This is a genomic window from Ferrovibrio sp. (assembly GCF_017994015.1).
GTDB lineage: Bacteria > Pseudomonadota > Alphaproteobacteria > Ferrovibrionales > Ferrovibrionaceae > Ferrovibrio.
Genome location: NZ_JAGOLP010000011.1, coordinates 82968 through 95022 on the forward strand (window position 1 = coordinate 82968; position 12055 = coordinate 95022).

General features: G+C 64.0%; 13 protein-coding genes. 5 read left to right on the top strand and 8 right to left on the bottom strand.

The annotated features are described in order from the left end of the window. Positions 1 to 3: 3 nt before the first annotated feature. Genes KBB36_RS08455 through KBB36_RS08470 form a run of 4 tightly spaced genes read left to right on the top strand, consistent with a single transcriptional unit; the run spans position 4 to position 3966 of the window. The gene (locus tag KBB36_RS08455) at positions 4 to 780 is read left to right on the top strand and encodes an ABC transporter ATP-binding protein (protein ID WP_290978700.1); all 777 of its coding nucleotides are present in this window, start codon (positions 4 to 6) and stop codon (positions 778 to 780) included. After that, positions 770 to 1567 (top strand): ABC transporter permease, encoded by a 798-nt coding sequence (locus KBB36_RS08460; protein WP_290978702.1) that lies wholly within the window; start codon positions 770 to 772, stop codon positions 1565 to 1567. Before KBB36_RS08455 ends, KBB36_RS08460 begins: the two co-directional genes overlap by 11 nt. Next, positions 1567 to 2874, top strand: a complete 1308-nt coding sequence (locus KBB36_RS08465) for an FAD-dependent oxidoreductase (protein ID WP_290978704.1) — start codon at positions 1567 to 1569, stop codon at positions 2872 to 2874. Before KBB36_RS08460 ends, KBB36_RS08465 begins: the two co-directional genes overlap by 1 nt. Positions 2875 to 2886: 12 nt before the next feature. Continuing rightward, positions 2887 to 3966, top strand: coding sequence for a hypothetical protein (locus KBB36_RS08470; RefSeq protein WP_290978705.1), 1080 nt, complete (start codon positions 2887 to 2889; stop codon positions 3964 to 3966). Here KBB36_RS08470 and KBB36_RS08475 read toward each other — a convergent pair. Together KBB36_RS08475 and KBB36_RS08480 are read right to left on the bottom strand one after the other, a co-directional pair. After that, positions 3950 to 5221, bottom strand: a complete 1272-nt coding sequence (locus KBB36_RS08475) for a class I SAM-dependent methyltransferase (protein WP_290978707.1) — start codon at positions 5219 to 5221, stop codon at positions 3950 to 3952. The two genes, KBB36_RS08470 and KBB36_RS08475, sit on opposite strands and share 17 nt — an antisense overlap. 75 nt (positions 5222 to 5296) lie before the next feature. Beyond that, positions 5297 to 5809, bottom strand: coding sequence for a MarR family transcriptional regulator (locus KBB36_RS08480; protein ID WP_290978710.1), 513 nt, complete (start codon positions 5807 to 5809; stop codon positions 5297 to 5299). Positions 5810 to 5924: 115 nt separating this feature from the next. Between KBB36_RS08480 and KBB36_RS08485 the strand changes: the two genes are divergently transcribed. After that, the gene (locus KBB36_RS08485; RefSeq protein WP_290978713.1) at positions 5925 to 6467 is read left to right on the top strand and encodes an NUDIX hydrolase; all 543 of its coding nucleotides are present in this window, start codon (positions 5925 to 5927) and stop codon (positions 6465 to 6467) included. Here KBB36_RS08485 and ftsY read toward each other — a convergent pair. Genes ftsY through KBB36_RS08515 form a run of 6 tightly spaced genes read right to left on the bottom strand, consistent with a single transcriptional unit; the run spans position 6461 to position 11931 of the window. After that, positions 6461 to 7399 (bottom strand): signal recognition particle-docking protein FtsY, encoded by a 939-nt coding sequence (gene ftsY / locus KBB36_RS08490; protein WP_290978716.1) that lies wholly within the window; start codon positions 7397 to 7399, stop codon positions 6461 to 6463. The two genes, KBB36_RS08485 and ftsY, sit on opposite strands and share 7 nt — an antisense overlap. Further along, a complete protein-coding gene (gene mtaB, locus KBB36_RS08495; RefSeq protein WP_290978719.1) occupies positions 7396 to 8673 on the bottom strand; it encodes a tRNA (N(6)-L-threonylcarbamoyladenosine(37)-C(2))-methylthiotransferase MtaB in 1278 nt (425 codons plus the stop codon). The genes ftsY and mtaB overlap by 4 nt, the downstream gene beginning before the upstream one ends. Before the next feature lie 7 nt (positions 8674 to 8680). Continuing rightward, positions 8681 to 9553, bottom strand: a complete 873-nt coding sequence (dapF, locus tag KBB36_RS08500) for a diaminopimelate epimerase (protein ID WP_290978722.1) — start codon at positions 9551 to 9553, stop codon at positions 8681 to 8683. Positions 9554 to 9560: 7 nt separating this feature from the next. Continuing rightward, a complete protein-coding gene (locus KBB36_RS08505) occupies positions 9561 to 10946 on the bottom strand; it encodes a HAMP domain-containing sensor histidine kinase (protein ID WP_290978725.1) in 1386 nt (461 codons plus the stop codon). After that, entirely contained in the window at positions 10943 to 11608 is a 666-nt protein-coding gene (locus tag KBB36_RS08510; protein ID WP_290978728.1) for a response regulator transcription factor, read from the bottom strand. The genes KBB36_RS08505 and KBB36_RS08510 overlap by 4 nt, the downstream gene beginning before the upstream one ends. Next, positions 11608 to 11931: a PepSY domain-containing protein gene (locus KBB36_RS08515; protein ID WP_290978731.1), complete on the bottom strand. Its 324-nt coding sequence runs from the start codon at positions 11929 to 11931 to the stop codon at positions 11608 to 11610. Before KBB36_RS08515 ends, KBB36_RS08510 begins: the two co-directional genes overlap by 1 nt. Positions 11932 to 12055: the final 124 nt, after the last annotated feature.

Consider the following 12055-nt stretch of genomic DNA (forward strand, 5'->3'; position numbering starts at 1 on the left):
GCGATGAAAGTGGTGCTGCGGCAGGTTGGCCATGCCTATGGCGACCTGCCCACCCTGGATGGGATTTCCTTCGATCTGGGCCAGGGTGAAACCGTGGTGCTGATCGGACCATCCGGCTGCGGCAAGTCCACCTTGCTCAATCTGGTTGGCGGTTTGCTGGAATTGCAGCAGGGCAGTATCGAACTGGTTGGCGCGCCGCCTGCGGGCTGCCTCAATCCGCTGACTTTTGTGTTTCAGGACTTTGCCCTGCTGCCATGGCGCAGCGTGGCCGGCAATGTGGCGCTGGCGCTGGAGCATCATGCGCTGGATGGTGCCGAGCGCGCCGCCCGCATCCGCGATGTACTGGCATTATGCGGCCTGAGTGATTTTGCCGATGCCCTACCGAAGCAGCTTTCCGGCGGCATGCGCCAGCGCGTCGGTATTGCGCGGGCCATTGCAGTGAAGCCGGCGGTGCTGCTGATGGACGAGCCACTTTCGGCGCTGGATGCGCAGACGCGTGAATTGCTGATGGAAGACCTGATCGCCATCTGGGCGCGGGAACGCACCACCACACTGTATGTGACGCATAATCTGGCCGAAGCGGTGCGGCTGGCGGATCGTGTGGTGGTGCTGTCGCGCCGCCCAGGCCGTATCAAGGCGATTGTGGATTTGCCGATACCGGTGGCCGAGCGTGCCGATCCGGCCCATGCCGTCCGCCTGAGCCAGTTGCAAAACGAGCTGTGGCAATTGATTAAATCTGAGGCCCAGGTGGCGGATCGCGAGATGCAGCATGGCGTCTAACCTGCCCGGTAAATCAGTGCCGTTTCGTGGCGGCGGTTTTGTGCCGGGGGTGAAGCGCTGGGCACCCTGGCTGGCCTTTGCCGTCATCATCGCGCTGTGGGAAGCTGCCTCATTGAGCCGCCTGCTGCCGGCACTTTACATGCCGGCGCCGCATGAGGTGATCGCGGCTTTGCGCGACCTGGTGGCTTCTGGCAAGCTGGCAGCGCATATTGCTGCCTCATTGCAGCGCGTTGCCATCGGATGGCTGATCGGCACCCTGACCGGCCTTGCCGTCGGCTTTCTGATGGGTGTGTTCACCCTGGCGCGCTCGGTGGGCATGCCGGTGGTGGCGGCATTGTTTCCGATTCCAAAAATCGCGCTGTTGCCGCTGCTGATCCTTTGGTTCGGCATTGGCGAACCATCAAAATATGCCACCATTGCGCTCGGCGTGTTTTTCCCCACTGTGGTGGCGGCATTTTCGGCGGTGGATAACGTGCCGCGCAACCTGATCCGCATGGCGCAGAGTTTTGGCCTGTCGGTGCCGGCGATCATCGCCAAGGTGGTGTTCCCGGGCGCCTTGCCCGGCATCCTGGCCGGTTTCCGCATTTCATCGTCGATTGCGTTGATCCTGCTGGTTTCGGCCGAGATGATCGGCACCCAGGTCGGTATCGGTGCTTTCATCCTGGGCGCAGGCAACCTGATGCAGACTGATCAGCTGGTGGCCGGCGTGGTGCTGCTGTCGCTGCTGGGCCTCGGCATCAGCGCCTTGCTCTCCCTGGCCGAAAAAATCCTGCTGCGCTGGCGCTGATGAACAAAACCTATCCCATTCCCGCCACGCGGATTGTGCGGCACCAGCCCGGCGCGGTGCCGCAGCTCGGCGCCGATATCGCCATTCTCGGCGCCGGCATTGCCGGCATATCGGCCGCCCTGGAAGCCGCGCGCCTGGGCCGTAGCGTAATCCTGATCGATGCCGGCGCGCAGCTTGGCGGGCAATCAACACAATCGCTGATCGGCACTTTCTGCGGCCTGTATTCCAATGGCCCGGCGCCGTATCGTGTGGTCTATGGCATGGCCGATGCCATGCTGCGTGATCTGCGCGCCATGGATGCGCTGGCGCCGCGCCGTGGCCGCAACACTGTGATCGTGATGTATCAGGAACAGGCGCTGGCGCGCTGGATGGAACAGGCGCTGGCCGAGGCCGGCGTCACCCTGCTGCTTGGCAGCACCTTGCTGGCGGTGCACCGCAGCGATGCTCGCATCACCGGCCTCAGTCTGGCATCGCGGCATGGTTTGCTGGATGTGACGGCACAGGGTTTTGTCGATGCTTCGGGCGACGCGGCGCTGGCTTTTGCCGCCGGTTTTGCCTGCCGCGAACCGGCAAGCCCGATCATGGGCACGCTGATGTTCAGCATCGAAAATTTTGATGAGGCGGGCGCCATGGCGCTGGATCGCTGGGCCATGCAGCGGCGCCTTGCCGAGCAGGCGACACAATATGGCTTGGTGCGCAAGGATGGCTTTGTCTTTGCCTTTCCCGGCAAGGGCCAAGCGCTGGTGAACATGACGCATGTGCAAACGCCGCTGGATGCCGCAGGCCATGCTCTGGCGCAGATTGAAGGCCGCGCCCAGGCAGATCGTGTGCTGGCTTTCCTGCGCGGCGAATATCCGCTGGTGTTTGGCGCTGCCCGGGTGCGGTCCTACGGCCTCCTCGGCATAAGGCAGACACGCTGGATTTGCGGCCGCCAGCAGCTTGCTGTAGCCGATGTGCGCGCCGGCACGCGGCCGGCGGATGCGGTGTTGCGCTGCTCCTGGCCGATAGAATTGCATGATCGTGCCGATGACGTGCATTGGGAGGAATTCGGCGATGATCATCTTCATTACCTGCCGTTCGGCGCCATGCTGCCGCAGGAGGCCGAGAATCTGGTGGCGGCCGGGCGCTGCATTGATGGCGATCCGGCGGCGCTATCCTCGGTGCGGGTGATGGGGCCGTGTATCGCCATGGGCGCTGCGGCGGCGCAGGCGCTTGATCTTGCCGGTGCAGGCTCAGTAGCGCAGATTGATATCGCCGCTTTGCAGACGCGCCTGACCGACAATCTGGAACGCTGTGACCCGGCCTGATAAAGTGCGGTTATGAAAATTCTGTTTGTCACCAATGCGGCGCCGGCGGCGCTGGCCGGCGATGCCATCACCCTTGCCAGCGTGCGCTACCGTGCCACCCTGCCGGCAGCAGCCCTGTGCGAGCTTGGCTGGCAGGCCGAAGTAGTGAGTATCGAGCAGGCGCTTGATCCCGGCTTTCGCTATGCCGGCGATGCCATCGTGCTGGCACAGCCGAAGGAAGACCGTGTGGTGCGCGGCGATCTGCTGCCGGCATTGGGCGGCTTCATTCAGCGCCAGCGCGAAGCCGGCATCCGGCTGCTACTCGATGTGTGCGATTTGAAGGTGGGTGAACCTTATCAGGCCCAGATCGGCGGCATCCTGCGCGATCCGAAGCAGGCGGCGCTCTGTGTGCATTTCTATCCGGCGCTGATGCGGGTGGCGGATCGTATCGTAGTGCCCACGCCGATGCTGGCCCAGCGTATCGCCGAGCATGTCTGTGCCAGTTTCCATTTCAGCGTGGTGGGCGATCCGGTGGAGGTGGCCACGGCGCCAGCGCGTTTCGCACCACAGCCGGATGCGCCCTTGCGGCTGCTGTGGTTCGGTTTTTTCGGCGCTCATGCGCCGGCAGTAGCGAAATTCTGCCGTGAAGACCTGCCCCGCCTGGCCGCTATTCGGCCGGTTGAGTTCACCTTGCTTTGCGAGGCCAATGCGGCGCGTCATCGCGATGCGCTGGCGGCTTTGGCTGGCCCCGGTGTGGCTTTGCGCTTTGCGCCCTGGTCGGTGCCGGCTCTGGAAGCGGCACTGGCAGCTTGTGATGCCACGGTATTTCCGATTGATCTTGCCGCTGATACGGCGGTGGGCAAAAGCAATAATCGTGCGCTTCAGGCCTTTCAGGCCGGCCGTGCCGTGTTTGCGCATCCGCTGGCCAGCTATCGCGAATTGGATGCCTTTGCCGCCATTGCCGAAGACCTGGTGCCTGCCCTTGCCGATGCGCTGAAGCGGCCCGCAGCCTGCCTTGCCCGCACCAAAGCCGGCCAGGCGCATGTTGCGGCGCATTTCAGCCCCGCCGCCATCGCCCGGCAATGGATGGACGTGCTTACGCTAAAGCCTTGAGCAGAGAAGCAAAGGCGGCGTCGTCATCCGGCTCTGCCAGTTGCGGCGGCGCCGGGCAGTCTGTTTCATCCGCCCAGCAGGCCCAGCCAAAATCCAGCACCATCGGGCCATCCTTGGTCAGCAGCACATTCTGCGGCCGCAGGTCGCGGTGCCTGATGCCGGCTTTCTGCAAGGCGGCGGCGGCATCGCGCAAGGCCTGCGCCACGCCGGCCTTGTCGGCCACATTGCCATCGGCCAGGGCCTGCGACAGCATCGGCCCTTCCAGCAAAGGCAGCGCCAGCACGTAATGGTTTTCATCCATGCCGAAAGCCAGCGGCTTGGGGAATTGCGGTGCATCCAGGCTGTAGAGGAATTCATGCTCGCGATAGAGCAGGCGGCGCGCCATGTCGTTCTTGGCCTGCACGATCTTGATCGCCAGCTTCTGCGTGCCGCCCATCAGCACGGCATAGATGCGGCTGATGAACTGGTCGTTTTCCTTGGCATAGAACGGCTTGCCATTGGCCGCCATGCGGGCCACATCGGCCAGCCCCTCGGGGGCCATCGCCCATAAATCGGGTGCCGCCACGGCGCGGTTCTGCGAGCGGAATAACAGGCGTTTCTGCGCATCGGGTGCGCCCGGCGCCGGAATGGCGCCCAGGCAATCCACATTGCGGTGGTGGCCGCTTTCGCGCAGCAAGGCATGCACCGCATTGGCATCGGGCAATTGCGGCAGCTTCATCTTGCCTTCCTGGCCCATCGAAGTCTCGAAGAACAGCAGGTCGCAGCGGCTCTGCACCTCGGCCAGCAGCTTGCGGGCAGCCTCGAAACCCTCGGCATAAACCACCCATTGGAAGGTCGAGAGGAACAGGATTACGTCAAAGCGGCCAAGCTGCTGCATCAGATCATGCGAAACCGCGCCATTGATGAAGCGGATATTGGTCTGCTTCAGGGTATTCACATCCTGGGCGATTTCACAGGTCAGCGGTTCCAGCTCGATTCCCGTGCAGTCAAAGCCCAGGCGCTGGAAGCGGAAGCAGTTGTAACCCGTGTGGCAGCCGATATCGAGCAGCCGGCCGGTCTTGAACGGCCGCGCCAGCGTGGTCTCCATCAACGCAAAGCGTTCGGCCACAGCATCGCGCTGATAGGGAATGTCGTCGAATTCCGCAAATGGCAGCGGATTGTAGAGATGGCCCGGCCGGCTGGCATTGCCCGGCGAATAGACTTGCCCCATGCGGGCGATCTTTTCGCGTATTGATTCGACGGTAACCATGGTCATACCTTTCTCGGCACCACGTAACTCTCTGCATCACGCGGAGACGCGGCGATGGTAGCCGAGAAAGGTTAACAAGGCTTATTTGTTGGCAATCTGCGCTTCCGGCAAGGTGGCGCCAAGCTGCGGCTTGGCGGGCGCATTCACAGCGGAAAGCAAGCGCAACAGGCGCATCAATTCCTCCCGGTCGTCATCATTGAGCGGCGCCAGTGTGCGTTCCTGGGCTTTCAGCACCATGGGCAGGGCGCGTTGCAACACGGCTTCGCCGGCTTCGGTCACGCCCAGCGCATTGGTGCGGCGGTCTGCCACGGTGCGGTTGCGGTCAAGCAGGCCACGTTTGATCAGCCGAGCCACCATTTCCGCCACGGTGGAGCGGTCGATGCCGGTATGGCGCACCAGATCAACCTGGCTCAGGCCGGGATTTTGCAGCACGGTGAGCAACAATGCGAATTGCGGCGGCGTCGGGCCATCCTCGCCTACTTCCTCAGTATACAGGTCTACCGCAAGCTGATGGCAGCGGCGCAGCAAATGCCCTGGTGCATCCAGCAACACATATTCCAGCAGATTGCTCTCGGGTATGAAATGAGATGCCATTCTGAGCCCCCTTTTTTATAGTTGTGTACTGGACGGTTAATCCGCCTCCGGAGTTACCCTAGCCTCAGCCGAAGCGATTTGCCAACCATGTGCTGGCTTGGGTAAACTGCTCGTGATGAGCATTCAGCGACCCAGCGATTTCGGCTTCAACCACCAGATACCCGAGGGCGACGACAAGCCCCGTCTGGTCTGTGGTGACTGCGGCTGGATTCATTATGTCAATCCGAAGATCGTTGTGGGAGCGGTATGCAGTTACGGCGACCGGATCCTGCTCTGCCGTCGGGCCATCGAGCCAAGGCGCGGCTTCTGGACTTTGCCGGCCGGCTTCATGGAGGAACGTGAAACCACCGAGGCCGGCGCCAGGCGCGAGGCGATGGAAGAAGCTGGGGTCACTATCGAGATTGATGCCTTGCTGGCGGTCTACAACATTGCCCGCATCAGCCAAGTGCAGATCATGTATCGCGCCACCTTGCCGGGGCCGGAATTGGCGCCGGGGCCGGAATCGTTGGAGGCCAATCTATTTCTGTGGGATGAAATCCCCTGGCAGGATTTGGCTTTTCCCAGTGTGCAATGGGCATTGCTTCATTGGCGCGAAGTGCAGGGGAAGCATGCTTTTTCCACCTTCGGTAACCCTGCGGGCGAGACCGGGGCTTACTGACGCTGCTCCAGCCCGGCCAGCGCGCGGGCAAACCCCTCGGCGCTGAAGGGCTGTAGATCGGCCGCAGTTTCGCCCACACCGATGAAATGCACCGGCAGGCCGAATTTATCGGCAATCGCCACCAGCACGCCGCCGCGCGCGGTACCGTCCAGCTTGGTCACCACCAGGCCGCTGACGGCGCAGATTTCCTTGAAGGTGGCCACCTGGCTCAAGGCATTCTGGCCGGTGGTGGCATCCAGCACCAACAGCACATGATGCGGTGCTTCCGGCACCTGCTTTTTCAGCACGCGCACGATCTTGGCCAGTTCCTGCATCAGGTCGGCCTTGTTATGCAGCCGGCCGGCGGTGTCGATCAGCAGCAGATCGGCCTTCTGTTCGCGTGCCTGGGTCAGGGCATCAAAGGCGAGGCCGGCAGCATCGGCGCCGGTTTCGCCGCGCACGATCGAGGCGCCAGTACGCTGGCTCCAGATCGTCAATTGCTCCACAGCGGCGGCACGGAATGTATCGCCGGCCGCCAGCACCACCTGCTTGCCGGCCTCACGGCTGCGCTGTGCAATCTTGCCGATGGTGGTGGTCTTGCCCACCCCGTTCACGCCAACCACCAGCACCACCTGCGGCTTGTCGCCTTCCAGATCAAGCGGCTGTTCCACCGGCTTCAGGATCGGCGCCAGGCTTTCGGCCAGGGCGGCGCGGATTTCCTCGGAGGTCACTTCCTTGTCGAAACGATTGCGGGCGATTTCCTGCACCACGCGGGCGGCTGTGGCGACGCCGAGATCGGCGCGGATCAGGGTTTCCTCCAGTTCATCCAGCGCCGCCTGATCCAGCTTGCGCTTGGTGAACAGGCTGCCGATCTGCTCGCCGAGTGCGCCGGCACTGCGCGCCAGGCCCTGCTTGAGGCGCCCGAACCAGCCGAGTTTCTTGTCCTCGCTCATGCCGCCTCCAGCCAGAGTTTGCCGTCGCGCGCCGCGCCGATCCGGCCGTTGAAAATCGCGCCCTTGGCGTAGCCCGTGATCTGGGCCGGTGGCAGCGCCACCGGGGCATAGGTCTCATCGCGGCCCAGGCCATCCTGTTCCACCAGGATACTGGCCAGGCTGCCAACCCGGCCGGTCAGGAAACGGTCCAGGCCCGCTGAGCCGAGGCGGCGCAATTCGGCCGCTCGGGCGCGGATTTCCGCTTGCGGCACCTGCGGCATGCGTGCCGCCGGGGTGCCCTGGCGCGGCGAAAACGGAAAGACATGCAGATAGGCCAGGCCGATCTCGTTGATCAGGGCTGCCGAACGCTGAAACGCCGCTTCATCCTCGGTCGGGAAACCGGCAATCAGGTCGGCGCCCAGCGCCAGGCCGGGCCTTAGCTGGTGCAGTTTTTCCGCCATCCGCAGGGCCTGGTCGCGGCTATGCCGTCGCTTCATGCGTTTCAGGATCAGGTCGTCGCCCGCTTGCAGGCTGAGATGCAGATGCGGCATCACGCGCGGTTCGTCGCGCAGCAGCAGCAGCAGATCGTCGTCGATCTCGGCCGGATCGAGCGAGGAGAAGCGCAGGCGCTGGATATCCGGCACCAATGCCAGCAGCCGGCGTGCCGCCTGGCCCAGGCTGGGCCGGCCGGGTAGGTCGTGGCCGTAGCTGGTGATGTCCACGCCGGTCAGCACAAATTCACGATAGCCCTGGCGCGCGAGCAGGCGGGCCTGTTCCGCCACCGCGCCCAGCGGCAGTGAACGGCTCGGGCCACGGCCATAGGGGATGATGCAGAAGGTGCAGCGATGGTCGCAGCCCTGTTGGATTTCCAAATAGGCGCGGGGCCGGCCGGGAAAGCCGTTCACTGCCGGGCCGCTCTCCACCGAACCGGTGCCGTCAAAGGCCGCCGGCGGCGCATCCGTCATGATGTCGCCCACGCTGACACGGGCTTTGCCCAGATCGCGCCATTGCGTTGCTTCCAGCTTTTCGCGGTTGCCCAGCACATGATCCACTTCGGTCATGGCGGCAAAACGCTCGGGTGCCACCTGGGCGGCGCAGCCGGTCACGACCAGGCGGGCAGCAGGATGCTGGCGGCGCAGGCGGCGGATGGTCTGGCGCGCCTGCTTCTCGGCCTCGGCGGTCACCGCGCAGGTATTCACCACAATCACGTCATGCAGGTTCTGGGCGGCAAGCTGGGCGCGGATCGCCTCGCCCTCATAGGCATTCAGCCGGCAGCCGAGGCTTACAACATCCATGATGCGGTCAGGCCGCCTGGAAGTCGTCGCGCCAGAAGGCGGGCGGGATCACGCCGCGATAGGCTTCGGTGGCCGGGCCGGTCATGTAGATATGGTTGTCGGCAGCCCAGTTTATGGTCAGCACACCGCCATCCAGCAGGATATCGGCGCGCCGGGCCGAGAGACCACGCCGCGCCGTTGCCACCAGGGTGGCGCAGGCGCCGGTGCCGCAGGCGCGGGTGATGCCTACGCCACGTTCCCACACCCGCATGCGGATGCGGTCGGGAGCCAGCACTTGGGCGAATTCCACGTTGATACGCTGCGGGAAGAGCGGATCGTGCTCGATCTGCGGCCCGATCTGCTCCAGCGGCACAGCATTCACATCGTCAACAAAGAACACCACATGCGGATTGCCCACATTCACCGCGCCGGGCGCGGCAAAGCCTGCATGGCTGTAATCCAGGCTGTTGGTGTCCATGGCGCGGGCCAGCGGAATGGCCTGCCAGTCAAAACGCGGCTCACCCATATCCACGGTCACCAGGCCCTCTATATCGGCGGCCGGTGCCGTGTCACGTTGCGCATTGAGCCAGCCGCCCAGCGTGTCGATGCTCACCCGGTCCTTGCCGGTTTCGCGCATCAGCAGGGTGGCAACGCAGCGCGCCGCATTGCCGCAGCTTTCCACTTCGCCGCCATCGGCATTGTGGATGCGCATGAAGGCATCGGCCGTGCCGGAGCGTTCGATGGTGACCATTTGGTCGAAGCCGATGCCACGGCGGCGGTCGGCCAGGCGCTCGATGGCGCGGCGGTCCAGCGGCAGCAGGTTGTCGCGCGCATCCAGCACCACAAAATCGTTGCCGAGTCCGTGCATCTTGACGAAGGGAAGGGGGCTGGTCGGGTGCATGGCTGGGTTATAGGGCGGCGGCGGCCATTCGTCCACCCTGCTCGGTCAGGGCCGGCAGTTGCAGACGCACGCCCAAGCCACCCAAATCGCTCGTCTCCAGGTCCAGATTTCCGCCATAAAGCGCGGCGATATCGGCGGTTATGGCCAGGCCCAGGCCGCTGCCACCAGTTGCCTCGTCCAGCCTGGCAAAACGCCCAACTGCTTCGCTGCGGCGTGCCGCCGGCATGCCCGGGCCGTCATCGTCAATATTGATATACAAGCGGCCATTGCGCTCGGTGAGCCGTATCCGCACCTGATGCTGTGCCCAGGCGCCGGCATTGTCCAACAGGTTGCCCAGCATCTCCACCAGATCGGCGCGGTCGCCGGCAAAGCGGCCACCACCCTCCAGCCGCCAGTCCAGCGCCCGGTCCTGGTGCAGCAGAGACAGTGTTTTGATCAATTCCGCAGCCACCATTTCAGCGCTGATCGTGGCGCCGCGCAACTGGGCCGCGCCGGCGGCGCGCGCGCGGGCCAGATGCCGCTCCACCAGTCGGCGCATGGTCTCAGCCTGGCGGGCGGTTTCGCGGGCAAAGGTGTCGTCGCGGCCATTCGCCGCGTTAAGCAAAGCGGCAAGCGGGGTTTTCAGGGCATGCGCCATGTCTGCGGCCTGGCGCCGCGAGCGCTCCAGCATGGCTGCATGGCGTGCCAGCACGGTATTCAATTCCTCGGCCAGCGGCGCCACCTCGCTCGGCCATGGCCCGGCCAGGCTGTGGCCGCCGCTGTCACGTAATTTTGCCAGGGCCTGGCGCAAGCGGCGCAGCGGCCGCAGCGCGATCAGAATCTGCACCGGCACCACCAGCAGCAGACCACCCCCCAGCAAGGCCAATGACAACCACAGCAGGCGGTCAAAATCCTGTCTTGCCGTGGCAATCTCGCTGTAGTCGAGCGCGGCGATCAGGCGGAGCGGCGTGTCGCTGCCCGGCAGCAGAATGCTGCGTTCCACGGCGATCAGGCGCTGGCCCTCAGGGCCGCTGATGGCATGGCGCCGAAGGGTTTCCGCTTTGGTTTCCGGTAAAGGCGGCGCCAAGGCCTGATCCCATAGCGACCGCGAGCGCAGCAGGGCGTCGCTGCCTTGCATGACCTGCCAGTAATGGCCGCTATAGGGCTTTTCGTAGCGGGGGTCGGCAAGGCGGCGAATCAGTTGGATATGACCGGTATTGTCTGGTTCCAGTGCAGCGGCCAGGCTGGAGAGGTCGTCGCCCAGCCGTTTGATCTGTGCCGCTTCGGTCTGGCGTTCAAAAATCGCCCCCAATCCCAGGCCGGCAATGCCAAGCACCAGTGCAAGCCAGAGCAAAGCGCTGGCAATCAGGCGCAGGGCTAGCGAACGCATCAGGCGGGGGCGGAACAGCTTCATGTTTGCGGCGGGCGCAGCCGGTAGCCCAGGCCACGCACCGTTTCGATCACATCCACACCCAGCTTGCGCCGCAGCCGGCCGATGAACACCTCGATCGTATTGCTGTCCCGATCAGCATCCTGGGCATAGATATGCTCAGTCAGCACAGTGCGGCTCACCACGGTGCCGGGATGATGCATCAGATAGTCCAATACCTTGAATTCATGGGCGGTCAGCGCCACCGGCAAGCCATCCACATGCACCTGGGCGCGCCGGCTGTCCAGGCGCACCGGGCCACAGCTCAGTTCGGCAGATACGATGCCATGGCGGCGCCGGATCAGGGCGCGTAGGCGGGCCAGCAATTCCTCAAGCCGGAATGGCTTGGCCATGTAGTCATCCGCGCCGGCATCAATGCCTTCCACCTTTTCGGTCCAGTTGCCGCGTGCTGTCAGGATCAGTACCGGCAGATCGCGCCCGGCGGCACGCCAGCGTTTCAGCACCGATAATCCGTCCAGTTTCGGCAGGCCAAGATCCAGGATGGCCACGTCATAGGGTTCGGTATCGCCCATGAATTCCGCCGCCTCGCCATCTGCGGCATGATCCACAGCATAGCCGGCCTGGCGCAAAGCGGCACTGACCTGCTCGGCCAGGCGTGCATCATCTTCCACCAGCAAGGCCCGCATCAGCGCCGCCGCCTTGCCGCATCGGCATTGTGGCCCCGGCTGCGCAGCAAAGTGGCATTGGCCGCATCATAATCCAGCTTCAGCACCGCACCATGTGGCGCCAGCAGCTTGATTTCATACACCCAGTTGCCGCGCTCGCGATCCAGTTCCACCTCGATCACCTCGCCGTTGAAATCACGCTGTACGGCTTCAAGGATGCGGCCCAAAGGCAGAATCTGCCCCGCCTGCAATGCCGCGCGCGCGCGCTCGGCATCCTTGTCGGCGAAAGCCGGCGACGGCAGCCACAGCAAGGCCAGGGTAAGGATCAAGGCGCGGAAAAGCATAGTGTTTTTTTAGCATGGTTTGCTGAACGCCAGATGAATATGGGGCTCAGGATCAGTTCAGCCAAGCGCTGGCATAACAACGGGGTCGGGCTGCAACGGGTGGCCCAAAACCAAGGGATGTTGA